Raw genomic sequence first — 24,937 nt, forward strand, 5'->3', positions numbered from 1 at the left:
AGAATGAAAGAAAAAATATGGCTTTCCTCACCACATATGGGAGGTGGAGAACAAAAATATGTTCAAGAAGCGTTTGATACCAATTGGGTAGCGCCTTTAGGACCTAATGTAAATGGTTTTGAACAAGATTTAGAGGAGTATGTTGGAGAAAACTCAAAAGTAGCTTGTTTAGCTTCGGGTACTTCGGCGTTACATTTAGCATTAATTTTAGCAGGGGTAGGCTATGTAGATGAAGTGTTGTGCCAGAGCATGACATTTTCCGCTTCTGCAAATCCAATAGTTTATCAAGGAGCAATACCTGTTTTTGTGGATAGTGAAAAAGATACATGGAATATGTGTCCGAGTGCTTTAGAAGAAGCAATTGTGGATAGAATTGCTAATGGAAAAAAGGCAAAAGCAATCATTGTAGTGCATTTATATGGAATGCCTGCAAAAATGGATGAAATTGTAGCGCTTTCGAAAAAATACGGTATAACCTTAATAGAAGATGCGGCGGAAGCACTAGGATCAACCTATAATGGACAAAAATGTGGTACGTTCGGTGATTTTGGAATTTTATCATTCAACGGAAACAAAATAATTACGACTTCTGGTGGAGGAGCTTTGGTTTGTCGTAATGAAGAAGATAAACAGAAAGCAATCTTTTTAGCAACCCAAGCACGTGATAATGCCCCTCATTACCAACACTCACATATAGGATACAACTATCGTATGAGTAATATTGTAGCGGGTATTGGTCGTGGTCAAATGGAGGTGCTAGATAAGCATATCGGTTTTAGAAGAGCTAATAATCAGTTTTATCAAGAAGTATTCAAAGGTATAGATGGAATAAGAGTTTTAACAGAACTAACATCAGAGTATTATTCAAATCATTGGCTAAGTGCTGTAGTTATAGAGGAAAGTAAAACAGGTTTTTCAAGAGAAGAGCTACGTTTAGCCTTAGAAAAAGAAAATATTGAGTCTCGTCCCTTATGGAAACCAATGCATTTACAACCTGTTTTTAAAGAGTGTAAATATTATGGAACAAACATCTCAGAAAAATTATTTGAAGACGGATTATGTTTACCTTCAGGTTCTAATTTAAGTGATGAAGATAGAGCACGAATAAAAGAGGTGATTTTGAAAATAATTAAGTAATGAAAAAGATATTAGTTACAGGAGGTTTAGGGTTTATCGGTTCACATGTAGTGGTAGAACTGCAAAACGGAGGTTTTGAAGTAGTAATTATTGATGATGTATCAAACTCGAAAATAGAAGTATTAGACCAAATTACTGAGATTACGAATGTTAAACCAGATTTTCACCAGATAGATTTACGAGATAGAGAGGATGTACATAACTTCTTTAATAAAAATTTGGTTGATGGAGTAATACATTTTGCGGCTTTTAAGGCAGTAGGAGAAAGTGTGCAAAAACCGTTGGATTATTACGAAAATAATATCAATGCTCTAGTGTATCTGTTACAAGAAATGAAAGATCGAAATATTGATCATTTTATCTTCAGTTCCTCATGTACTGTATATGGACAAGCAGATGAATTACCAATTACAGAAGAGGCACCTATCAAACCAGCAGAGTCCCCTTATGGGAATACCAAACAGATAGGAGAAGAAATTATAAAAGATAGTTGTAAGGCCTATAATATGAATGCTATAGCTTTACGATACTTTAATCCTATAGGAGCACATGAGTCGATTAAAATAGGAGAATTACCGTTAGGAGTTCCTCAAAATTTAATTCCATTTATAACTCAAACGGCAGCAGGAATTAGAGAAGAACTTGCGGTTTTTGGAGACGATTATCCAACTCCAGATGGTACTGCAATTCGTGATTATATCCATGTGGTTGATTTAGCAAAAGCGCATGTAAAAGCTTTGGAACGTTTGTTGAATAAAGAAAATGAAGAAAATTTCGAATTTTTTAATGTAGGAACAGGAAAAGGAAGCTCTGTAATGGAAATTATTAAATCCTTTGAAAAAGTAACGCGACAATTATTAAATTATAAAATAACGAGTAGAAGAGAAGGAGACATCACAGCTGCGTACGCAGATACTACAAAAGCCAATAAAGTATTAGGCTGGAAACCTCAAGAAACACTAGAAGAAGCGTTGCTATCAGCCTGGAAATGGCAACAAAAACAGTAATAATAAGAAACTTGTCATTTCGACCGCAGGGAGAAACCTTTAGGTTCAGTGTAGCTAAATATTAAAGTTGTGAGTTACTCCTCTTAATAAGATTTCTCACATTCGTTATCACTCAGTTCGAAATGACGTTTTGTTTGTTATTTCGAATGCAAGGAGAAAATTTCTTTTTCAAAGAATAGGATGCAAAAGCTTCGAGATTCAGGCGTGAAACGCCGCGAAGTTTTGCGTACGGTTCTGCGTAGCAGAAATTCCTATTGAAAAAGTGTCCTTTTTTGATTCGTTTTTTGGACAAGCAAAAAATGAATGGAGAGTAAAAATAAAAGCTTGTCATCGCGATTCCGATACTTCGGGAGAAGCAATCGTTATGTTAATAGTTTGAGATAAACAAATTACTTCGGTCGCATTCTCCTTCGTGATGACAAAAAAAAAGGACACGTCATTTCGACCGTAGGGAGAAACCTTTAGGTTCAGTGTAGTTAAATCTTAAAGTTGTGAGTTACTCCTCTTAATAAGATTTCTCACATTCGTTATCACTCAGTTCGAAATGACGTTTTGTTTTTCATTATAACAAAGAGAAATCGGAGGAATCTCAACCCCGACCTATTTTCATTTTAATAGAATTCAAGGTTATGGAGTATAAGAGAATCCAAAAAGTTTACGGTCTGGATTCGAATACGGAATACAACGTAGAATTCAAAAAAAGGAAACTAAGTCTAGATTTTTTTGGTTCGTTTTTTTATCAACGGAAAAAATGAACAGTAAAAAAGAAAATCACGTCATTTCGACCGTAGGGAGAAATCTTTGTGTTCAGCGTAGTTAAATCTTAAAGTTGTGAGTTACTCCTCTTAATAAGATTTCTCACATTCGTTATTACTCAGTTCGAAATGACGTTTTGTTTTTCATTATAGCAAAGAGAAATCGGAGGAATCTCAACCCCGACCTATTTTCATTTTAATAGAATTCAAGGTTATGGAGTATAAGAGAATCCAAAAGTTTACGGTCTGGATTCGAATACGGAATACAACGTAGAATTCAAAAAAAGGAAACTAAGTCTAGATTTTTTTGGTTCGTTTTTTTATCAACGGAAAAAATGAACAGTAAAAAAGAAAATCACGTCATTTCGACCGTAGGGAGAAATCTTTGTGTTCAGCGTAGTTAAATCTTTAGGTTATGAGTTACTCCTCTTAATAAGATTTCTCACATTCGTTACCACTCATATTCGAAATGACATTTTGTTTGTCATTTCGACTGTAAGGAGAAATCTTTAGGTTCAGCGTAGTTAAATCTTTAGGTTATGAGTTACTCCTCTTAATAAGATTTCTCACATTCGTTATTACTCAGTTCGAAATGACGTTTTGTTTGTCATTTCGACCATAAGGAGAAACCTTTAGGTTCAGCGTAGTTAAATCTTTAGGTTAATCGTAGCAAATTTTATATCGAACTAAAGATTTTTGAAATTCTTCACCACTTTGTTTGAATCACTCACTAAAAACTAAAAATTGAAAACTTCAAACCTCCCTAATAGTTTATTTTTTCTATAAATTAGCAAACGATTTAAAAGTTACTATATGAAAGGTATCATACTAGCAGGTGGGTCAGGTACACGCTTATACCCTATCACAAAAGGAGTATCTAAACAGTTACTTCCGATATATGATAAACCAATGATTTATTATCCATTATCGGTATTAATGTTGGCTGGAATTAAAGAAATTTTAATTATTTCTACTCCAAATGATTTGCCAAGTTTTCAAAAATTACTAGGAGATGGTACCGATATAGGAATTCAGTTGAGTTATGCCGAACAACCTTCACCAGATGGATTAGCACAAGCTTTTATAATAGGAGAAGAGTTTATAGGAAATGATAATGTTTGTTTGGTATTGGGAGATAATATCTTTTATGGTCATGGTTTAACAAAAATGTTGGAGAGTGCTAGACTAAATGTAGAGCAGGAAAATAAAGCAACGGTATTTGGATATTATGTAAATGATCCAGAACGTTATGGAGTGGTAGATTTTGATACTGAAGGAAATGCGATTTCGATTATAGAAAAACCAAACAATCCTCAGTCAAACTACGCAGTTGTTGGATTATATTTTTACCCCAATGATGTAATACAAGTGGCTAAAAATGTAAAACCATCGGGAAGAGGAGAATTAGAAATTACTTCTGTAAATCAGCATTATTTAGAGAAGGAGCAGCTAAAAGTAGAACTAATGGGTAGAGGTTTTGCTTGGTTAGATACAGGAACACATGATTCGTTAATGGAGGCAGGTCAGTTTATTGAAACAATAGAAAAGCGTCAAGGATTAAAGGTCGCTTGTTTAGAAGAAATAGCATTGCGTATGGGGTACATTGATGAAGAACAAATAAAAAGATTAGCAGAGCCATTAAAGAAAAATAATTACGGACAATATCTTTTAAATCTTATAAAATAAAAGAATGAATTTTATAAAAACAGATATTCCAGAGGTAGTCATCATTGAACCTAAAGTTTTTGGTGATCATAGAGGTTATTTTTTTGAAAGTTTCAATCAAAAAGAGTTTGAAGAAAATATTGGAGAGATAAACTTTATTCAAGATAATGAATCAAAATCTTCTTTTGGAGTGCTTAGAGGATTACATTTTCAAAAACCTCCCTATACGCAAGCAAAGTTAGTGAGGTGTATTAAAGGTAGAGTTTTAGATGTTGCAGTTGATATCAGAAAAAAATCACCTACATATGGAAAACATGTGATTGTAGAATTGTCAGAAGAGAATAAAAGACAATTGTTTGTTCCGAGAGGTTTTGCACATGGTTTTGTGGTGGTGTCAGAAGAAGCTATTTTCTCGTATAAAGTAGATAATTGGTATGCTCCTGAATATGATGCAGGAATTGCTTGGAACGACAGCATGTTAAATATCGATTGGAACATCAACAATAGCGAAGTTAAGTTATCAGAGAAAGACCAAAAGCTGCCAATGTTAGAAGAGCTAGAGAATCCTTTTATATAACAATAATGAATATATTAGTTACAGGAGCTAGTGGACAACTAGGTTCAGAAATCAAAGAATTGTCTTTAAATTATACTGGTTCTAAGTTCTTTTTTGAAGACTCAAAAGGCTTAGATATTACCAATGCTGCTTTTGTTGATGATTATATAGAAAAAAACAAGATTAATGGAGTTATCAATTGCGCAGGGTATACCGCTGTAGATAAAGCAGAAGAGGCTCTAGAAGAGGCTAAAAAGGTAAATATTTTTGGAGTTGAAAATTTAGTTAATTCAATAAAAAGTAGAGGAGGGAAATTAATTCATATTTCTACCGATTATGTATTTAATGGTGAAAGTTTTTTACCCTATAAAGAAGAAGATAATATAGCTCCTTTAGGAGTGTATGGTTCTACTAAGAGAAGAGGAGAAGAGATTGTGGAGTCTTCATCTATTGAGGCTATAGTCATTAGAACTTCATGGGTGTATTCAGCTTATGGAAATAATTTTGTGAAAACAATGATGAAGTTGGGAAATGAGAGGGAGTCTCTTGGGGTTATTTATGATCAAATAGGAACTCCAACCTATGCTAGAGATTTAGCGAAAGTTTGTTTACATATTATTTCTTTAGATAGAAAGATAGATAGAGACTCAAAAATATATCATTTTTCAAATGAAGGTGTTGCTTCGTGGTATGATTTTGCAAAAGCAATTATGGAGTTTGGAAACATATCATGTTCAGTTACCCCGATAGAGTCTAAAGACTACAAAACGTTAGCTAAACGACCTCATTATTCAGTTTTGAATAAGCAAAAAATTAAAAATGATTTTAATATCGAAGTTCCTTATTGGAGAGACTCTTTAAAAAAATGTATATTGAATATTAATAAAGAAAAATAATATGAAAAACATATTAGTTACAGGAGGAGCAGGCTTTATAGGGTCACATGTAGTTAGGCTATTTGTAAACAACTATCCTGATTATAATATCATCAACTTAGATTTTCTTACCTATGCAGGAAATCTTGAGAATTTAAAAGATATTGAAGGGAAACCGAATTATATGTTTGTTAAGGCTGATATTTGTGATTATGATACTGTGGTCGATATTTTTTCAAAATACAAGATAGATGGAGTAATTCACTTAGCAGCTGAATCGCATGTAGATCGTTCGATAAAGGATCCTTTGTCATTTGCAAGGACCAATGTAATGGGAACATTGAGCTTATTACAGGCAGCTAAAAACTATTGGGAAGGCAATTTTGAAAACAAGTTATTTTATCATGTATCTACAGATGAGGTGTATGGTTCTTTAGGTGATGAAGGTTTCTTTTTAGAGACCACAGCGTATGATCCACATTCTCCTTATTCAGCGTCAAAGGCTTCATCAGATCATTTTGTAAGAGCTTTTTACGATACCTACGGTTTGCCTGTAGTGATTTCTAATTGTTCAAATAATTATGGTTCATATCAGTTTCCAGAAAAGTTAATACCGTTATTTATCAATAATATTTGTAACAACAAGCCTTTACCTGTGTATGGAAAAGGAGATAATGTGAGAGATTGGCTGTTTGTAAATGACCATGCTAGAGCTATTGATGTTATTTTTCATAAAGGAAAATTAGGAGATACTTATAATATTGGAGGATTCAATGAATGGAAGAATATTGATTTAATTAGGGTATTAATAAAAACAGTAGATAAGCTTCTCGGAAGAGAAGAAGGTGCTTCTGAAAAGTTAATAACCTATGTAACAGATAGATCTGGACACGATTATCGTTACGCTATAGATTCTTCAAAATTAAAAAATGAGTTAGGATGGGAACCTTCTTTACAGTTTGAGGATGGAATTGAGAAAACGGTAAAATGGTATTTAGAAAATGAAGATTGGCTAAAAAATGTTACTAGCGGAGAGTATCAAAAGTACTACCAACAAATGTATGAGTAGTAACTAAACTATTGAAAAAAAACTTTTTGCCAAACTGAGCCTGTCGAAGGGTAATCAAAATAGGATACGTCATTTCGACTGTAAGGAGAAATATTTAGACTCATCGTAGCTAAATATTTGTGTTCAGCGTAGCTAAACCTTAAAGTTGTGAGTTACTCCTTTTAATAAGATTTCTCATATTCGTTACAACTCATATTCGAAATGACGTTTTGTTTGTCATTTCGACTGCAAGGAGAAATCTTTAGGTTCAACGGAATTAAATCTCAATCCCGACCTATTTTTATTTTAGTAGAATTCAAGGTTATGAAGTACAAGAGAATCCAAAGAGTTTACGGTCTGGATTCGAATACGGAATATAACGTAGAATTCAAAAAAAGGAAACTACGTCTAGATTTTTTTGGTTCGTTTTTTCATCAATGGAAAAAATGAACAGCATAAAAAAAGTACGTCATTGCGAACCCGACATATCAATAAGCAGAATTTAATAATAAAAACTCTCTTTTTCAAAGAATAGGACGCAAAAGCTTCGAGATTCAGGCTAGAAACGCCGCAAAGTTTTGCGTACGGTTCTGCGTAGCAGAAATTCCTATTGAAAAAGTGTCCTTTTTTGATTCGTTTTTTGGACAAGTAAAAAATGAATAAGGAATAAAAATAAAAGGCCGAAACTAACTTAGTTTCGGCTTTTTATTTACTGTATTTTAGGTTTATCTTAATCTGCTTAAGCTAAGGTCTTTATTGTATTTCACGACAAATAAACCATTATTGCTACTGCTTCCAAATACTTTTTTACGATAGTCGAATTTATTTTCTACACGTAAAGAAGCTCCCTTTTTAAAGGTAGTGTCAAGATCTTCACCAGAAGCTAAACGCATTAAGATATCGTAAGTAATATCAAACCCTTTAATAGCATAATCAGAAGGAATCGTATTATTAGCTTGTAAATATTTTTCCGTAAAAGTTTTAGTCTCTATAGCTTCTTCATCAGTATAAGTGTCCGAAACATAGGTAAAGTTAATGTTTGCTAGTTTATTGTTGTCAATTCTGTAATAAGCGCTTCCTTTGTTTGGAGAAAATACTTGAACATTAACTTCATCAGGTAAGCCAATCATACTATTTAAAGCGTCAGCAACGACAACATTTTCTTCAGAAGCAATGATTACCCAATTATGTCTTTTTGAAGACATTTTTTTTGAGAAACGTTCTCTCTTGATATATCCTTTTTCAGGCTTTAAAATATGAATGTTGTTGATACTGTCATGTTGTTTTAATTCAGAAACAACTTTTGAAACCAAACGATTAGATTCGCTTTTGTCATCACCAACAACAAAAATTTCTTGATCTTTATAACTGTCCTTTAAGTAAGAAGTTAAATAGTCTACATACCTGGTTTTTTCAGGAGCTGTTTTTACCAACTTAGAAGAAGAGAATTTTTCTTGATTATTAGAATAATGAGGGAAAATTACAGGAACATTCACTCCTTTAGCAACAACTTCAGCTTTGTCTGAGTAAAAAGGACCAATAACCACATCCGTATTTTCTAATTTATTTTCATTTAGAATAGCCTCGATGTTATTTCCTCTGTTACCAGTGTCAAAAACATTAACATGTACATTTACTCCTTGTTTTTTGATAGAATCAATAGCGATTTCTGCACCCATATAAAAATCGGTAACCATATTTGCTAATTGATTTTTTTCAAAAATATCTTTACTTGATTTTTCTACATACTCATCAGCTCTAAAAGGAAGTAAGATAGCTAAGTTGATAGAAGTATCTTCTTCGATAAAATCTTTGTAAAAAGTATAATTTTCAGCTTCGTTTACTTCTTCAATAGGTTTTATTTTTAATAATTGACCTATTGATAGTTTGTTATCTGCTAAATCAGGATATTCAGGATTTAAACGTAAAATATCTTCTTTTGAAACATTGTAAAAACGCGTTAAACTATACATGGTTTCTTTGCTTTTAACCGTGTGGGTTAAAAATTTTGCTAAAACCTCTTCTTTGTCAATAGTAATCGTTTTCTTAATTTCTTTGACTTTTAATACTTGACCAATACTCAAATTGTTACTTTCAATATTGGTGTATTCAGGATTGTATTTAAGTAAGTCATCTTTGGTAATCCCATACTGTTTGGTGATTCGGTATACGGTTTCACCTTTTTGTACCTCATGAGTTTCGTACTCAATAATGGTTTGTTGATAAACAGTATCATTTTCTTCAGGTTCAGAAATTGAATCTTCAATAGTTTCAATAGTGGTTGGTTCTTCTTCTGAAGAAGGAGTAGATGTAGAAGTACTGTTTTTAAGCTTAGGGTTTGGAATCACAATTACGGTATTTGCTTCTGGTCGTCTGCTAACATCAGGATTTAAACGTAATAAATCTTTTGTTTTCATGTCCAAACGATCAGCAATGTCGCGCATCGTTTCGCCTTCTTGAACTTTATACGATACATAACGTTTTTGCTGTCCGCAAGAAACGGTAAAAGTTAAAATACAAACTAATAGTAAAAACTGTAATTTCTTCATCTACTCTTTTTTTATTTTTAATTTAATTGAAGGTTATTCCCATTCAATTGTTGCTGGTGGTTTAGAACTGATGTCATACACAACTCTATTCACACCTTTTACATTATTTATTATTTTATTTGACGTTTTTTGTAAAAACTCATAAGGTAAATTAACCCAATCAGCTGTCATACCGTCGGTACTTTCAACTGCTCTTAAAGCAACTACCTTTTCGTACGTTCTTTCATCACCCATTACTCCAACAGAGTTTACTGGTAATAAAATAGCACCTGCTTGCCATACTTTATCGTACAGTCCGCTTTCTTTTAATCCGTTGATGAACACTGCATCGACTTCTTGCAAAATACGAACTTTTTCAGCCGTAATGTCACCTAAGATTCTGATAGCCAAACCAGGACCTGGGAAAGGGTGACGACCTAATAATTCTTTATCAATTCCCATAGAAGCACCTACACGACGTACTTCGTCTTTAAAAATCATACGTAAAGGCTCTACTACTTTCAATTTCATGAAATCTGGTAAACCACCTACGTTATGGTGACTCTTAATTGTTGCTGATGGTCCACCGTTTACAGAAACTGATTCAATTACATCTGGATAAATAGTTCCTTGTGCTAACCATTTTGCATCTTCTATTTGGTGAGCTTCATCATCAAAAACATCGATAAAAACTTTACCGATAGCTTTACGTTTTGCTTCTGGGTCACTTAATCCAGCTAACTCGCCCAAAAAGCGTGCCGAAGCATCTACTCCTTTAACGTTTAATCCCATACCTTCGTATTGTTTTAATACGTCGGTAAATTCATTTTTACGTAATAATCCGTTGTTTACGAAAATACAGTGTAAGTTGCTTCCAATTGCTTTGTTTAATAAAACAGCAGCTACGGTAGAATCTACTCCTCCAGATAATCCTAAAACAACTTTATCATTACCTATTTTAGCTTTTAACTCAGCAACTGTTTCATCTACAAATGAATCGGGTGTCCAAGTTTGAGCAACTCCAGCTATACTAACTAAAAAGTTTTGTAATAATTGTTTACCGTCAGTAGAATGATATACTTCTGGGTGGAATTGTATTGCATAGGTAGTTTCACCTTCAATCTTATAAGCTGCATTTTCAACATCGTGCGTGCTTGCTAATAAGGTTCCGCCAGTAGGTAATTCTTTAATCGTGTCTGAATGACTCATCCAAACTTGACTTCCTTGAGAAATTCCATTAAAGAATTCTTCACCTTCTTTAATGAAAGATAAGTTAGCTCTACCATACTCACGAGTGTTGGAAGGAGCTACCAATCCGCCAGAAAAATGCGCTAAGTACTGTGCTCCATAGCAAACTGCTAATAAAGGTTTTTTACCTCTGATTTCAGATAAATCTGGATGCGGTGCTTCTTCTGAACGAACCGATGAAGGACTTCCAGAAAGGATAACAGCTTTAAAATCGTTTAAATTTTGTGGTATTTTGTTGTAAGGGTGAATTTCACAATAGATATTCAATTCTCTTACGCGGCGCGCAATTAACTGCGTGTATTGCGATCCGAAATCTAATATAAGTACGTTGTGTTGTTGCATGCGCAAAAATAGTACTTACATTTTAGATTTGCGAGAATATTTAGTAAGAAATTCTTCCTATTTTGGAAACTTTAATACTTGTAAACAATTGCGTTAATATTCATGCCTGCTCCAACAGATGCAAGAATGATGACATCACCTTTTTTTACTTCTTGGTTTTCAATATTTCCTTTTAATACTAAATCAAGTAGAGTAGGTACGGTTGCTACGGAACTATTACCTAATTTATGAATACTCATAGGCATAACTCCTTCAGGAATTGGTTTCTTATACAGACGATAAAAACGTTTGATGATGGCTTCATCCATTTTTTCGTTTGCCTGATGAATAAAAACTTTTTTAACATCATCAATTGAAACGCCACTTTTATCTAAAGCAGTTTGCATGGCTTTAGGTACATTATTCAAAGCGAACTCATAAATTTTGCGTCCGTGCATTTTAATGTAACGAACATCTTTGTCTTTGCTTTTATCGTTTGAATTTCCGAAGAATAAATAATAAGCTTCATCTTTGGTGAAGGTTTGTGAAGCATGACTTAAAATTCCACTGTCATTTTCATCAGTAGCTTCAACAATACAAGCCCCAGCACCATCACTATAAATCATAGAGTCACGGTCATTAATATCAACTACTCTCGATAAGGTTTCACCGCCAATGACTAAACATTTTTTAGCGATACCAGCTTTGATAAAAGCTTGCGCTTGAATGACACCTTCCACCCAACCAGGGCAACCAAATAAAATGTCGTAAGCGACACAATTTGGGTTTTCAATTTGTAGTAAATACTTTACACGAGTAGCCAAACTTGGAAGAATATCACTTTGAATGGCGTCTTTTTTTACATCTCCAAAATTATGCGCAAAAATGATGTAATCTAATTCCTCTGGATTAATATTAGCATCTTCAATGGCTTTTTTAGCAGCAAAATAACCTAAATCAGAAGCTTTGTACTCATCTTTTGCATAACGACGTTCTTCAATACCCGTAATGGATTTGAATTTTTCAATAATTATAGAGTTAGGGTTATCAAATGAGGTTCCATCTGCATTTAAAAATACATGATTGTTAAAGTTAGCATTTTCCTTTTTGATAGATGGAATGAACGAACCTGTTCCTGTAATTACTGAGTGTTTCATTGAAATAAATGATTTTTTTAGGGTTGAGTAATTACAAATAAAGCATTTTTATTGACGATATCCTTTTTATTAAGAGGCTATTTTAAAGATTTGTTAGATTCTTAAAAAAAAGGGGGTATATTGTTTTTTTAGGAATTAGAAAACCTCTTTTTTGTGATTTTGATGTCTAGAAGTTTTATAAATAAGAGCTATCGAAAGAAAATGGTAATAATGAAAGTAATGATTCTGTTTTTACAATTTGTCCAACTTCTCCCATAAATAGGATTTCAATAGGTTGTTTTTGATTGATTTCGTATTCTGATAAGGTTTGACGACAAGCACCACAAGGTCCCACAGGTTTATCAACTGTAGAATTTTCAGAAGCAGCTGTAATGGCTATTTTTTGCACTTTCATATTCGGATATTCAGAACCTGCTTTCCAAATAGCAACACGTTCGGCACACATACCTGAAGGATACGCAGCACTTTCTTGATTGTTTCCTAAAATGATTTCTCCGTTGTCAAGTAGTAAAGCGGCTCCAACATTAAATTTTGAATAAGGCGCATAGGCTTTCTGTCTCGCTTCAACAGCTTTTTCTAATAAGAAAGCATCTTCTGTTGAGAGTTGAGATATATCATCAAACAATGTAGCAGAGGTGTTTATGGTAATTTTCTTCATAGTGAATAAATTAGTCAAAAAAAGCAGTCGTATAGACTGCTTTTGTATTGTGATACGAATTTATAAAAAAAATATGAGTTTTAATAAATTTCATAGAGTTCTCCTAAATCAAAAGAAAGAGAAAAGCGTAAGGTGCTTTCTAATGGGTTATTTACTTCTGCTGTATTAATTAAGTAGGATAAATCAATGTTAAAAGCTTTAGTAGCAAAACCAGCTCCTAAAGTAAAGTATTGACGTTGTCCTTTTTCTTGGCTTTCATGAAAATAACCTGTTCTTAAAGCAAAAGAATTATTGTATAAATATTCAGCACCTAAAGCCCAAGTGGTTTCTTGTAATTCTTCCTTAAAGCTTCTATCACCTAAAGAAGTAAACATTCCTTCAAACCACCCTCTATCCGAATTTGGATCAGAAGGAACTAATAGTTTTGTGAATTCTAAATTCAATCCGAAGATATTCATATCATCAAAAATAAAATCGAATCCACCACCAATTTTAGCGTTTGTAGGGATAAAATTTGGTACTCCAGGAGTATACTCTACTTTAGGTCCGATATTCGCAATGTTAAATCCTAATCGGTAACGACCATTAAAACTTCCGTAGTTAGCTTCTTCTGATTGATAATATCCAGAAACATCTACGGCAAAAGAGTTAATAGCATTTATATTAGGATCACTACTTCTAATTTTATAATTTGAATGTACATATTTAAGACCAATACCCATAGAGAAGGTTTCACTTAGTTTTAACGAGTAAATTCCTGTAATGGCTAATTCATTTGGGATTTCGGTTCCAATATCTACATTATCGTTGTTTCTAAGAGGAACATCACCAAGGTTAAAATATTTTAAGTCTATTCCCCAAGCCGATTTTTCGCTATATCTATTAACGTAAGAGCCTCCACCAACAAAAATATCATCAGTAAGGTTTCTAAGCCAAGGAGTGTAATTAACACCAATGCTAATTCTATTTTGATTAAAAGCAGTTTTTGCTGGGTTGTGAAAAATTGCAAAAGCATCGGAAGATGTTGCAACACCAATGTCTCCCATACCACCAGCTCTTGCGTCTGGTGTAATCAATAAAAACGGCATTGCCGTTGTGTTTATTGATGTTTCATTTTGGGCTTGTACTTTATTTTGAAGGGTAAAGCATACAAAAAATAATACGATCGATAATTTTTTCATGTAAAATTTGATTAATTGTTTAGCAAATATATAATTTTAATTGAAGGATTATCGGGGCTGTAATAGGAAACTTGCATATTTCAAATTACTTTAATCTGTAGTACATTAACGACAAGCTAAAGAATATATTATAAAAGATGTTTTAATTTGTCTTTTTTTTTAGAATGCGAGAAATAATGAAGGTAATCAACCGTTATTTTAATCTTTTTCTTAGATTCGTAATACTAAAGTTTTAAATACATCGTTTGTAATCTAGCGAGGCTAAGGTTACGAAAAGAGAATTTGTGACTAAATTAGTTGTAAGAAATTAGAAATATTGTAAATTGCGACACCCTTAAAAAAACAGTTTAAAATACATGAAAAGTACGTTAAAATTATTTAGTTTATTAGCGATCACAGGCTTGCTGATTACTTCTTGTAAGAGTAATGGAGGAAGCGGTTCAAGTAAGTCCTCTCTAACTGGTTGGAACTTTAACGATCCTAGTTATGGTGGTTATTTAAAAGGGAAGTACAAAGAAGGTAAAAATGTTCCCCCAGGAATGGTTCATATTGAAGGTGGTACCTTTACTATGGGATTAGTACAAGACGACGTAATGTTTGATTGGAATACGACGCCTCAAAAAATGCACGTACGTTCTTTTTATATGGATGAAGTAGAGGTAACCAATGCAGAGTATGGGTTATTTATGCAATATACCAAAGATGTATTCCCTCAAGAAGATCCTCAATTCAAAGATATTTATCCTTCAATCTTACCAGATACTTTAGTTTGGAGAAAAGGTTTAGGAAACACAAACTTATTATCAGAAAGTTATTTACGTCACCCGTCGTATGCAGAATATCCTGTGGTTGGGGTTAGCTGGATTCAAGCTAACAAATACTGTAAGTGGCGTACCAATGCATTAAACTTAAAGATTTTAATGGATAAAGGGGTGATTAAAAACATCTTTAAAGACGATTCATTAAGCTTCAAAGGACAAAATAATTTCGATACGGATACCTATTTAACTGATCCGTATGCAATTTTTGATGGTGACTCTACTATCTATAAGAAAGGTATTCCTGTACCAAGAGTAAAAGGAGAGCCAAAACCGGCGAAAGGATCATTTACAGGTAGACAAGTAACTTCTTCTGATGGTATTTTAGCTCAGAAATTTAGACTTCCTACTGAAGTTGAATGGGAATATGCTGCAAAAGCTATTTTTGAAAACCGTGAGTATAACAACATTAGAGGTAGAAAAAAATATGCTTGGAGTGGAAAATACACGCGTGATAGAGATAAGCGTAGAAGAGGAGATCAGTTAGCTAACTTTAAGCAAGGAAAAGGAGACTATAGTGGTATTGCTGGATGGAGTAGTGATGGTTCTGATATTCCTAACGCAGTAAGAAGCTATCCTCCAAACGCATTCGGTTTATACGATATGTCTGGTAACGTTGCTGAATGGGTAGAAGACGTATATAGACCAATAATTGACTCAGAAGCAAATGACTTCAACTACTTTAGAGGAAATATCTTCACCAAGAAATTAATCAACGAAGAAGGTAAAGTTGTAATCGTTGGTGATGGAGAAGTAGAGTATGATACCTTAGAGAATGGTAGAATCGTTGCTAAAGACTTACCAGGAAGTGTGAAGTATATTCCAATTACTAAGGAAGATACCTACATGAGAAGAAATTATAACTTAGCGAATAACTCTAGTTTAGGAGATGGAGATCAAGCTTCTTCTAAGTTCTACGGATTAGATAAAGATCAGTTAGATCGTTCTTCTAGAATGTATAACTCTCCTCAAAAACCAGAAGCTGAAGTAGATTCTTTAGGAAATGCTATTGAGAATTACAAATACGACGATAAGAGAAGAACTACATTAATTAGTGATAAATCTAGAGTGTATAAAGGAGGTTCTTGGGCTGATAGAGAATATTGGTTAGATCCTGCACAAAGAAGATATTTCCCAGAATATATGGCAACTAACTACATCGGGTTTAGATGTGCTACTGATAAAATGGGACCTATGGTATTAAACAAAAGAAAGACGGCAACACCAGATAAAGTAAAATAATTACAGTTTTAATTATAGAAAAAACCTCATTGAATCTCAATGAGGTTTTTTTATTTTTACAATATGAAGATAGAAGACTTATACCAGTTATATAGCATTCATGGGTTAGTTGATACTGATACCAGAAACATTAGACAAAACACGATTTTTTTTGCCTTGAAAGGAGAAAATTTCAATGGAAATAAATTTGCAGAAGAAGCTATTGAGAACGGAGCGATTTATGCTGTAATTGATGAAGTAGCATACAACACTTCTGAAAAAACTATTCTGGTAGATAATGTTTTAGAAACGCTTCAAAAGCTGGCGAATTACCATCGTAATCAATTAGGGTTACCTATTATTGCGTTGACAGGAAGTAACGGCAAAACGACAACCAAAGAACTAATCAATGCGGTACTTTCAACAAAGTATAAAACGACTGCTACGGTAGGAAATTTGAACAATCATATTGGTGTTCCATTGACTTTATTGTCAATGAATAAAGATACTGAAATTGGTATCGTAGAAATGGGAGCGAATCATCATAAAGAAATTGCTTTTCTATCAGAAATCGCAGCACCTGATTATGGGTATATAACTAATTTTGGAAGTGCACACTTAGAAGGGTTTGGTTCGCTTGAAGGCGTGGTAAAAGCAAAATCTGAGCTGTATGATTATCTTAGAAAACATAACAAAAAAGTAATCGTCAATCCTAATGATGCTAAACAGATGGAGCGGACCAAAGGTGTTGATAGTGTATGGTTTAGCGATGATATTAAATATTTAGATGCAGATCCATTAGTCCGATTTTCTTATCAAGATAAAACAATAACAAGCAATTTAATAGGAGCATATAATTTTGCGAATATTTCAGCAGCGATTACGATAGGTAACTATTTTGAGGTTACTTCGGAACAGATTAAAGAAGCAATTGAAAGTTATATTCCGTCAAATAACAGATCACAAGTTATAAAGACAGAGAGTAACACCTTAATTTTGGATGCTTATAATGCGAATCCAACCAGTATGAAAGCCGCTTTAGAGAGTTTTAAAGTACTCAAAGCTACGCATAAAACAATTATTATTGGTGATATGTTTGAATTAGGAGCGTATAGTTCAACAGAACATCAAAATATTGCAGATATAGCCAAGGAATTTAATTACAACAACGTATTCTTAGTTGGAGAAAACTTTCACAAAACCACTACTGACTTTAAAAAGTTCAAAACTTTTTCAGAGCTAGCAGAGTATTTGAAATTTAACCCTATAAATAAGAGTACAATTTTAGTAAAAGGGTCAAGAGGAATGGCCCTTGAAAGAGTAGTTGAGTTTTGTTAAAAGGTGTTGTTTCTATGAAATTCTACTAAATTGTCAATAGGGCGCTGGATAACATCAGTAATAACTAGGTTATTCTTTGCGGCCACTTTTTCTAAGATATCTCTAAAATAGTAGGCAATAGAACCAATAAAATAAATAGGGGTTTTTGAGTCTTTTTCAAAAGGAAGTATTCTGTAGTAAAAGAAGTCTTGAAGCCCTTTTTTTATCATTCTTCGGATGTATTTCTCTTCTTTATATTCAAACATAAATCGAGCGAATGAAGCCAAATACATATTAGCGTTTGGTTTTCTGTACAAGTTCATTTTTACAACATCTGTATCCAGTTCAAAGGAATTTTCAAATGCAGTAGCTATTTTTTCAGGCATTTTTTTGTAGTAATAACCACGAAGGAGTTGCTTTCCGAAGTAATTACCACTAGCTTCATCCATTAGTGTATAACCAAGCGAAGGAGCAGTAGTAATTATTTCTTTTCCGTCAAAATAACAACTATTAGAACCTGTTCCTAAAATACAAACTATACCAGGATTGTTTCCAGAACTAGAGTAAACCGCAGCGAGTGTATCTTCAGAAACAAAAACGGTAGCTTTATCAAAAACTGATTTTAAAACGTGCTGTAAATTTTCTGCAGCTTTCGGGCTACCACAACCGGCTCCGTAGAAATGAATTTGCTGCACTTCATTTTGTATTGAAAGTAATTCTTCTGTACTATTAATCGTACGAAGCATTTCTTCTTTTGTTAATACAGAAGGGTTCAAGCCTAAAGAAGTAGTTCTAAAAACTTCTTTTTTATCGTTGTTAAGCGCAATCCAATCAGCTTTTGTAGAGCCACCATCAGCAATTAAAATCATATTATTCGTCTGTTACAGTCCAAAGATATAGCATCATAATGAAATGACAGCGATTAATTTAATCTTGAACAAAAAAAGGAATGGATTTTGATACTGCACAATACATATTATTCGTTTATTTTTGTAGTTAAATAGATATTTCGCCTTATTATGTTTTTTTTAAAGAAAAAGGAACTTCCATTACATGAAGTTTTTCCGGATGGTTTTGTAGATATACACTCACATTTGTTGCCTGGAATTGATGATGGAGCCAAAGATTTGGAGCATTCAATTTCGTTAATTTCTAAGATGTATTCTTACGGAATTAAAAACTTTATAACTACACCTCATGTTTTAGGTGATGTGTATCCGAATTCTTCTGAAATAATAAAGAATAAGCTAGAGGAGGTAAGAATTGAGTTGAAAAAGCAAGGATTTGATGAAGTGAATATAAATGCAGCTGCTGAATATATGATGGATGAACGTTTTGTAGAAAGATTAAAAGCAGATGATATCCTGACATTAAAAGATAATTATATTTTAGTTGAAATGTCTTACTTCAATGCTCCATATAATTTATATGATATTTTATTCGAGATTCAGTTAAAAGGTTATAAACCTGTTTTAGCACACCCAGAACGATATAATTTTTATCATGGCGATTTTCAGAACTTTTATAAATTAAAAAAAGCAGGTTGTGTTTTTCAATTGAATTTATTGTCATTAACAGAACAATATGGAAAAGGGGTGCAAAAAACAGCTCAGAAGTTATTAAGTGAGAATATGTATGATTTTGTAGGAACAGACACGCATCATCATAATCATTTAAAACTTCTTCAAAAAATAGGGAATGTTAAAGTAAAAAAGCAAATAGAGCATTTGCTAAATAATAACAAACTGTTTATACAAAAAAAGGAAGCTATTTAGCTTCCTTTTTTTATTTAGTCATCAGAGATTAACTAAATATTTTTTTATACCAAGGTTTATTGTCTTCTTCGGTTGCACCATATCCGTAGCCGTAACCATATCCGTATCCATATCCATAACCGCGCTTTAAATCTGTATCGTTTAATACAATTGCTAGGTTAGGTAATTTTTTGTCTTTATATAAAGTTTGTGGAACAATTAACATTCGTTTATCTAAATAGTTAGCTCTAGCTACGTACATAACAAGATCTGCATATTTAGCAATTAAAAGAGTATCAGTAACTAAGCTTACTGGAGCAGTATCAATAATAACATAATCATATTGAGATTCTAACTGAGTAAACAACTGTTCTATTTTGTCAGTCATTAATAATTCAGCTGGGTTAGGAGGAATAGCTCCCGAAGAGATTATATCTAAGTTAGGAATTTCATTAATTGAAAACTTTAATGAATCTATTGTGATGCTGTCATCTGTAATATAGTTTGTAATACCTTTTCTTTCAGGAAGTTCAAGGTATTCAATAATTTTTGGAGCTCTTAAGTCTAAACCAGCGAGTACAACTTTTTTTCCAGATAAAGATAAAGAGGCAGCTAAGTTAATAGAGGTAAACGATTTTCCTTCTCCACTAGTAGTTGAAGTAATGAAAATAGTTTTAGCCTTGTTTTCTTCTTTTTTAGGGAGCATAAAATCAAGGTTGGTTCTAATCAGCCTGAAGGCCTCAGCTGTACCAGAGCGTGCACCAGAATTGATAACTATTTTTTCTTTTGTTTCAGAATGTGGAATATCTCCTAAGAAAGGTATTGAGGTCAAATCTGTAATATCTTTTCTTGTGTGAACTTTTGTGTCAAGTAAATCCTTTAAGTAAATGATAATGAAAGGGACTATTAAACCTAATAATAAAGCAGCTAAATAGATGATTTTTCTTTTAGGGCTTACAGGAATGTCTGAACCATAAGCTTTATCAATAATTTTGGCATTAGGAACTGCATTTGCTGCAAGAGAAATAGCAGTTTCTTCTTTTTTCTTCAACAAGTACGTGTACAAACCAGCAATAATTTCTTGTTGGCGTGCAATGTCTAAAAATTCTCTTTCTTTTGTTGGAATAGAAGAAATTTGTGAGCTAAATCTATTCGCTTCATGTTGTAAGCTATTTACTTTAATCTGTAAAGAACGAAGTGTATTTTCGAGGCTTCTTTTTAAGGAACTTCTTAAGCTAGTAAGGTTTTCTTGTATGTCAATAAGTACAGCGTTTTTAGCACCAGCACTTTTTTCTAAGCGTTTTTGTTGTGCTATTAATTGATTATACTCATTAATAGAAGTAGAAATATTTGTGTCTGATAAACCTAAATTTGCAGGTAAATAATCATTGTTGTCTAATTCTTTAGTTAAGGATTTAGCTAAGTTTAATTCAGTAGTAACTTCAATTAATTTTTTACGATTTTCAGTGTTCGTTTGTAAAACTAATTGGGCTTCAGATTCAATATCAGTTATGTTATTTTTATCTTTAAAAGTTTCAACATTATCATCTTGTTTGCTTAATTCTTTTGCAACATTATTTAAACGATTAGCAATAAACTCCTTTGTTTTCTCCGAAACTTCTTTTTTGTCGGTTATGGCATCCAAATTGTATTGACTTACTAATTCATCTAAAACATCTTCGGCTTTTTCTTTAATTGAAGACTGTAATGATAATCTTAAAACACTAGACTTTTTGCTTATAGGAGAAATACTAATGCTATTTTGGTAACCGCCAATAATATTACGGATTGGACTTATTAAGATTTTGATATTTTTGTTTATATACGAATCGTTAAAAAAATCAATATTTTTCTCTATTTTAAAGTTTCCTAAATTAGTGTCTTTTATTATTTGACTATATGAGTTTTCTGAAATGACCTTTTCATCTTTATCTTTTAAAAGAAACTTTTCATTAGATAAAATTTCAACATTAAGTATTGAACTATGGCTGTAAGAAGTTGAGTCAGTTTGAACAAAAAGGATAGGAGACTTTTTATAAACTTCAGTTTCTTTAAATCTTCCTTCCGTTATATAGGTAATATTTAAGTTTAATGATTCAATAACATCACCTATAAGTTTACGAGACTTCATAATCTCTATTTCGTTGTCTATATTTTTACTACTACTTCCAACAATACCTATGTCTTCAAAAGCGGCAAGTTCTTCAGAAACACTTCCTTGTTTATCATTTTTAATTAATATAGTAGTCGAAGCATTATATATTGGAGTACTATATCTTAAATATAAATAAGCACCAATAAGAGATATAAAAAGACTTAGAGCAAACCACTTCCAGTGAATTAAGTATTTTTCTACTTCAGCTCGAATATTTATAGTATCGTTGTTATCTAATTGCGGGGAATATTGTTCGTTATTCATAGCAATATTATCTTGTAAGAATTGTTATTAATGAAATAAGTATAGAACCGATTGATATAAAAAGACCAGTGTTTTTATTATATGCTGCGTCTTGTGAAGATGCTCTATTTGGCTCTACATATACGACATCATTCTGTTGTAAATAAAAGGCAGGAGAGTTGAAGATTTTATTAGAACGCAAATCCAATTTATAAGTTTTAATTTGATTGTCTTCTTCTCTTTTAACTTCAATAGTTCTGACCCCCGACATGTTTAAATCACCAGCTAAACCAATAGCTTCTATAACAGAAATACGTTCATTTGGAATCGTAAACCTACCAGGACTTTTTACATCACCAAGAACAGTTATTGAAAAGTTAGTAATTTTGATATTTACCGTAGGGTTTTTGATATAATCAGGCGATAGTTTGTTTTTAAGTAAATCAATAGCTTCACTTCTTGTTAAGTTTACCAATTTTATTTTTCCTAAAATAGGATAATCAATATAACCGTCGTTATTTATTAAATAAGAATGTTGTGTTGTTTCTGATGTATTTGTATTGGCTGTAGAACTAGAGTTTAAATTAAAAGGTTTTACAGCTTCTATATCTAGAGCAGAAATATTGATTTGTAGTAAATCACCTGATTTAAAAATTGTTTTATAATTGATTTTTGATTGATCAACTTCATCATTTTGAAAATAAATGATATCTTTTCTTGAAGCACAAGACGTAATTAATAGAATGATAATAGCTAAAACAATTTTTGAAACTCTTTGCATTGACTTGATTTTTGGCGAAATTACTAATTTAATTTTTAGAAGCAATATCTAATTTTTCATAGATAGAATTGTTAGATATATATTCAGGTACAATTTCTTTTATAAGTTGAACTGTTTTTTTGTTGTTATGGTTTAGGTTAGATAAACACAATTCTTTTATTTTAGAATTAACAAGTGTATAATTTATAGATTGGTTTTTAGCAATCATTATTTTTTCATGATAGGTAGGAGTAGTATTTTCACCATTAGCCAAGAGCTCTTCATACAATTTTTCACCAGGACGAAGACCAGTAATTTTTATATCAATATCATCAGGGTATTGTAATCCAGATAAATAAATCATTCTTTTAGCTATGTCATATATTTTAACTGATTTACCCATGTCAAAAATATAAATTTCACCACCATTTCCCATTGTTCCTGCTTCTAAGACTAATTGGCAAGCTTCAGGGATAGTCATGAAGTATCGAGTAATATCTTTATGAGTAACTGTTAAAGGACCCCCATTTTCAATTTGACGTTTAAAAAGTGGAATTACAGATCCATTAGATCCCAAAACATTACCAAAACGAGTAGTTGTAAATTTTGTTGTATGATTTTTAGAGTTGCTAAGGCAGCTTATATACATTTCAGCGACACGTTTTGTAGCACCCATCACGTTGGTTGGGTTTACAGCTTTATCAGTAGATACCATTACAAAACGATCAATATTGTGTTTTATTGATAAGTCAGCGATATTTTTTGTTCCTCCAATATTAATTTTTACAGCCTCATAAGGACTCATTTCCATTAAAGGAACATGTTTATAAGCCGCAGCATGAAAAACTTTTTGAGGTTTAAACTCTTCAAAAATTTCATTCATTCTAATTTCATCTCTAACATCAGCTACTATAGAGGTGAAATTTTTACAATCTTTTTGAATAAGTTCTTGTTGAAGGTCATATAAGGGAGATTCTGCATGATCTACTAAAACCAAGTGTTTATGGTTGTATACACTTAGTTGGCGTGAAATTTCAGAACCTATTGATCCAGCAGCACCTGTGACTAAAATTACCTTATTATTTACCTCTCTTTTAACAATTGGATTGTCGATAGAAATTGGTTTTCTATCTAATAAGTCTTCAATTTTAACCTGTTTAATTTGGTTGGCTTCTAAATCGCCATCAATCCATTTAGATAAAGGAGGTACAATCTTTACCTGAACACCTAGTTCTAGTAATTTATCAGTTAAGTATAAAAGTTTTTCAGATTTTATATTTTGAATAGAAATAATAATTTCATCAATCTGCTTGTCTTGTATGAAGTTCTTATTGATTACTTTCTTGCTGTATATTTTTATTCGATCTAACTTTTTACCAATTTTCTTCGGATCATCATCAACAAAACCAACAACCTCATATTTGTTTTTGGTATCCCTATTTAAAGCTCCATAAGTTATCAATCCAGAGTCACCAGCACCATAAATTAAAACATTGGTGATTGATTTTAATTCAGTAGAAATAATTTCATAAAAAGCTTTAAATACATATCTACTAATAACTAAAACAATAACAGAAATCAGATAATGAATAATAAGAATCGATTTTGGGATCGTAAAATCAGGAGCAATTTTTATAAGGTTGTTAATTAGTACAAGGCTAGTAGTGATGATAAAGATTAATGTCACTCCAATAAAAACATTGAAGGCATCCCTTGTTCCAGTATGACGAATAATTCCTTTGTAAGAACCAACAGTAAGGAAACTGATAAGAGAAATAAGAGCTATGAAAGGGATTTGAAAGAGTAGATTTTCGACTTCAAAATTTAAGCTAGCATTAAAACGTACTGTATAGGCTAAAATAAAGGAAATACAAACTAATGTAATATCTATAATTAAAACAACCCATCTAGAGGCATACCTATCAAAAGCTTTTAAAAACAAACTCTTAATCATTGTTGATTTTTGTTAGCAAATAAAGGTACAAAATATAAAATGAACAAATTAAAGAAGAATTAAATCTTCTTCATTTGTTGTTTCATCATTTGCATTTGCTCTTTAAGCATTCCGTGTTTATCAAGCTTTTTAGCTTCTGCCATTAGGGTAGTAGCTTCTCTTTTTCTACGTTTAGTCATTGCTATACCTGCTAATTGTAATTTAGCCATAGCCAAATCATGATCCATAGCTAAGCCTAACTTAACAGCTTTTTTTAAGTATTTTTCGGCAAGTGTAATATTAGTTTGAGATAACATAATACCGTGTAGGTAATTGTAATATCCTTCTTGTTTTTTGGTTAAAGCAGCAGAAGGGTTTTTAATATATCCTAACCATTTTTGAGCCCCAGCAAAGTTTTGCTTACGTAGTTGTAAAAAAGCTAAAAGAATAAATTCGTTTTTGAAATAAAATAAAATAAACAGTCCAGCTAATAAAAGTATTGATATTCCATTCATTATATGACCTTGCATAAATTCATACACAGACCATACAGTTACTAAAGCTGCTAAAACTAATTTTATATTTTTATTGAACATAATT

At 32.3% G+C, this 24,937-nt stretch carries 19 protein-coding genes; 9 read left to right on the forward strand and 10 right to left on the reverse strand.

Translation table 11 applies throughout. The features are described 5' to 3' along the window. Positions 1 to 3: 3 nt before the first annotated feature. The 6 genes from ACKTSU_RS02875 to rfbB all read left to right on the forward strand — a co-directional run bounded on the left by ACKTSU_RS02875 (position 4) and on the right by rfbB (position 7,064). Complete coding sequence (locus ACKTSU_RS02875) at positions 4 to 1,137, forward strand: DegT/DnrJ/EryC1/StrS family aminotransferase (RefSeq protein WP_408034859.1); 1,134 nt, start codon at positions 4 to 6, stop codon at positions 1,135 to 1,137. Further along, on the forward strand, positions 1,137 to 2,144 hold the full coding sequence (gene galE / locus ACKTSU_RS02880) for a UDP-glucose 4-epimerase GalE (RefSeq protein WP_408034860.1): 1,008 nt from the start codon (positions 1,137 to 1,139) through the stop codon (positions 2,142 to 2,144). The genes ACKTSU_RS02875 and galE overlap by 1 nt, the downstream gene beginning before the upstream one ends. Before the next feature lie 1,568 nt (positions 2,145 to 3,712). Continuing rightward, entirely contained in the window at positions 3,713 to 4,585 is an 873-nt protein-coding gene (gene rfbA / locus ACKTSU_RS02885) for a glucose-1-phosphate thymidylyltransferase RfbA (protein ID WP_408034861.1), read from the forward strand. A 4-nt stretch (positions 4,586 to 4,589) separates the two neighbouring features. Further along, positions 4,590 to 5,141: a dTDP-4-dehydrorhamnose 3,5-epimerase gene (gene rfbC / locus ACKTSU_RS02890; protein WP_408034862.1), complete on the forward strand. Its 552-nt coding sequence runs from the start codon at positions 4,590 to 4,592 to the stop codon at positions 5,139 to 5,141. 5 nt (positions 5,142 to 5,146) lie between these two features. Then, positions 5,147 to 6,016, forward strand: a complete 870-nt coding sequence (gene rfbD / locus ACKTSU_RS02895) for a dTDP-4-dehydrorhamnose reductase (protein WP_408034863.1) — start codon at positions 5,147 to 5,149, stop codon at positions 6,014 to 6,016. 1 nt (position 6,017) lies between these two features. Next, on the forward strand, positions 6,018 to 7,064 hold the full coding sequence (gene rfbB / locus ACKTSU_RS02900) for a dTDP-glucose 4,6-dehydratase (protein WP_408034864.1): 1,047 nt from the start codon (positions 6,018 to 6,020) through the stop codon (positions 7,062 to 7,064). Between the two features lie 704 nt (positions 7,065 to 7,768). Here the strand turns inward: rfbB and ACKTSU_RS02905 are convergent. The 5 genes from ACKTSU_RS02905 to porV form a co-directional block, all read right to left on the reverse strand. Next, positions 7,769 to 9,592 (reverse strand): amino acid ABC transporter substrate-binding protein, encoded by a 1,824-nt coding sequence (locus tag ACKTSU_RS02905; RefSeq protein ID WP_408034865.1) that lies wholly within the window; start codon positions 9,590 to 9,592, stop codon positions 7,769 to 7,771. 33 nt (positions 9,593 to 9,625) lie between these two features. Then, positions 9,626 to 11,161, reverse strand: a complete 1,536-nt coding sequence (guaA, locus tag ACKTSU_RS02910; protein WP_408034866.1) for a glutamine-hydrolyzing GMP synthase — start codon at positions 11,159 to 11,161, stop codon at positions 9,626 to 9,628. Between the two features lie 71 nt (positions 11,162 to 11,232). Beyond that, positions 11,233 to 12,297, reverse strand: a complete 1,065-nt coding sequence (locus ACKTSU_RS02915) for a 3-oxoacyl-ACP synthase III family protein (RefSeq protein WP_408034867.1) — start codon at positions 12,295 to 12,297, stop codon at positions 11,233 to 11,235. A 175-nt stretch (positions 12,298 to 12,472) separates the two neighbouring features. Continuing rightward, positions 12,473 to 12,955 (reverse strand): cytidine deaminase, encoded by a 483-nt coding sequence (gene cdd, locus ACKTSU_RS02920; protein WP_408034868.1) that lies wholly within the window; start codon positions 12,953 to 12,955, stop codon positions 12,473 to 12,475. A gap of 80 nt (positions 12,956 to 13,035) precedes the next feature. Then, on the reverse strand, positions 13,036 to 14,136 hold the full coding sequence (gene porV, locus ACKTSU_RS02925) for a type IX secretion system outer membrane channel protein PorV (protein WP_408034869.1): 1,101 nt from the start codon (positions 14,134 to 14,136) through the stop codon (positions 13,036 to 13,038). Positions 14,137 to 14,492: 356 nt separating this feature from the next. On the opposite strand from porV, the gene gldJ reads away from it, so the two are divergent. Further along, a complete protein-coding gene (gene gldJ / locus ACKTSU_RS02930; protein ID WP_408034870.1) occupies positions 14,493 to 16,196 on the forward strand; it encodes a gliding motility lipoprotein GldJ in 1,704 nt (567 codons plus the stop codon). A 63-nt stretch (positions 16,197 to 16,259) separates the two neighbouring features. Beyond that, positions 16,260 to 17,513 carry a UDP-N-acetylmuramoyl-tripeptide--D-alanyl-D-alanine ligase gene (locus ACKTSU_RS02935; RefSeq protein WP_408034871.1) on the forward strand — a complete coding sequence of 418 codons (1,254 nt, stop codon included), beginning with the start codon at positions 16,260 to 16,262 and terminating at the stop codon, positions 17,511 to 17,513. On the opposite strand, the gene ACKTSU_RS02940 is transcribed toward ACKTSU_RS02935, so the two are convergent. Further along, complete coding sequence (locus ACKTSU_RS02940; RefSeq protein ID WP_408034872.1) at positions 17,510 to 18,361, reverse strand: N-acetylglucosamine kinase; 852 nt, start codon at positions 18,359 to 18,361, stop codon at positions 17,510 to 17,512. The genes ACKTSU_RS02935 and ACKTSU_RS02940 overlap by 4 nt on opposite strands. Before the next feature lie 150 nt (positions 18,362 to 18,511). Here ACKTSU_RS02940 and ACKTSU_RS02945 point away from each other — a divergent pair, with 150 nt between their 5' ends. Further along, entirely contained in the window at positions 18,512 to 19,267 is a 756-nt protein-coding gene (locus tag ACKTSU_RS02945; protein WP_408034873.1) for a tyrosine-protein phosphatase, read from the forward strand. Positions 19,268 to 19,295: 28 nt separating this feature from the next. Here the strand turns inward: ACKTSU_RS02945 and ACKTSU_RS02950 are convergent, their stop codons facing one another. Genes ACKTSU_RS02950 through ACKTSU_RS02965 form a run of 4 tightly spaced genes read right to left on the reverse strand, consistent with a single transcriptional unit; the run spans position 19,296 to position 24,933 of the window. Beyond that, entirely contained in the window at positions 19,296 to 21,665 is a 2,370-nt protein-coding gene (locus tag ACKTSU_RS02950) for a GumC family protein (protein ID WP_408034874.1), read from the reverse strand. Between the two features lie 7 nt (positions 21,666 to 21,672). Continuing rightward, positions 21,673 to 22,425: a polysaccharide biosynthesis/export family protein gene (locus ACKTSU_RS02955; RefSeq protein ID WP_408034875.1), complete on the reverse strand. Its 753-nt coding sequence runs from the start codon at positions 22,423 to 22,425 to the stop codon at positions 21,673 to 21,675. Between the two features lie 28 nt (positions 22,426 to 22,453). After that, positions 22,454 to 24,358, reverse strand: coding sequence for a polysaccharide biosynthesis protein (locus ACKTSU_RS02960; protein WP_408034876.1), 1,905 nt, complete (start codon positions 24,356 to 24,358; stop codon positions 22,454 to 22,456). Between the two features lie 59 nt (positions 24,359 to 24,417). Further along, positions 24,418 to 24,933, reverse strand: coding sequence for a DUF2892 domain-containing protein (locus tag ACKTSU_RS02965; protein WP_408034877.1), 516 nt, complete (start codon positions 24,931 to 24,933; stop codon positions 24,418 to 24,420). Between the last annotated feature and the right edge of the window lie 4 nt (positions 24,934 to 24,937).

Source organism: Tenacibaculum aestuarii, from assembly GCF_964510395.1.
Taxonomy (GTDB): Bacteria; Bacteroidota; Bacteroidia; order Flavobacteriales; family Flavobacteriaceae; genus Polaribacter; species Polaribacter aestuarii.

Excerpts from the sequence above, each read along its gene's own strand:
- ACKTSU_RS02875 (WP_408034859.1), top strand. The coding sequence starts at position 4 with ATGAAAGAAAAAATATGGCTTTCCTCACCACATATGGGAGGTGGAGAA.
- galE (WP_408034860.1), top strand. The coding sequence starts at position 1,137 with ATGAAAAAGATATTAGTTACAGGAGGTTTAGGGTTTATCGGTTCACAT.
- rfbA (WP_408034861.1), top strand. The coding sequence starts at position 3,713 with ATGAAAGGTATCATACTAGCAGGTGGGTCAGGTACACGCTTATACCCT.
- rfbC (WP_408034862.1), top strand. The coding sequence starts at position 4,590 with ATGAATTTTATAAAAACAGATATTCCAGAGGTAGTCATCATTGAACCT.
- rfbD (WP_408034863.1), top strand. The coding sequence starts at position 5,147 with ATGAATATATTAGTTACAGGAGCTAGTGGACAACTAGGTTCAGAAATC.
- rfbB (WP_408034864.1), top strand. The coding sequence starts at position 6,018 with ATGAAAAACATATTAGTTACAGGAGGAGCAGGCTTTATAGGGTCACAT.
- ACKTSU_RS02905 (WP_408034865.1), bottom strand. The coding sequence starts at position 9,592 with ATGAAGAAATTACAGTTTTTACTATTAGTTTGTATTTTAACTTTTACC.
- guaA (WP_408034866.1), bottom strand. The coding sequence starts at position 11,161 with ATGCAACAACACAACGTACTTATATTAGATTTCGGATCGCAATACACG.
- ACKTSU_RS02915 (WP_408034867.1), bottom strand. The coding sequence starts at position 12,297 with ATGAAACACTCAGTAATTACAGGAACAGGTTCGTTCATTCCATCTATC.
- cdd (WP_408034868.1), bottom strand. The coding sequence starts at position 12,955 with ATGAAGAAAATTACCATAAACACCTCTGCTACATTGTTTGATGATATA.
- porV (WP_408034869.1), bottom strand. The coding sequence starts at position 14,136 with ATGAAAAAATTATCGATCGTATTATTTTTTGTATGCTTTACCCTTCAA.
- gldJ (WP_408034870.1), top strand. The coding sequence starts at position 14,493 with ATGAAAAGTACGTTAAAATTATTTAGTTTATTAGCGATCACAGGCTTG.
- ACKTSU_RS02935 (WP_408034871.1), top strand. The coding sequence starts at position 16,260 with ATGAAGATAGAAGACTTATACCAGTTATATAGCATTCATGGGTTAGTT.
- ACKTSU_RS02940 (WP_408034872.1), bottom strand. The coding sequence starts at position 18,361 with ATGATTTTAATTGCTGATGGTGGCTCTACAAAAGCTGATTGGATTGCG.
- ACKTSU_RS02945 (WP_408034873.1), top strand. The coding sequence starts at position 18,512 with ATGTTTTTTTTAAAGAAAAAGGAACTTCCATTACATGAAGTTTTTCCG.
- ACKTSU_RS02950 (WP_408034874.1), bottom strand. The coding sequence starts at position 21,665 with ATGAATAACGAACAATATTCCCCGCAATTAGATAACAACGATACTATA.
- ACKTSU_RS02955 (WP_408034875.1), bottom strand. The coding sequence starts at position 22,425 with ATGCAAAGAGTTTCAAAAATTGTTTTAGCTATTATCATTCTATTAATT.
- ACKTSU_RS02960 (WP_408034876.1), bottom strand. The coding sequence starts at position 24,358 with ATGATTAAGAGTTTGTTTTTAAAAGCTTTTGATAGGTATGCCTCTAGA.
- ACKTSU_RS02965 (WP_408034877.1), bottom strand. The coding sequence starts at position 24,933 with ATGTTCAATAAAAATATAAAATTAGTTTTAGCAGCTTTAGTAACTGTA.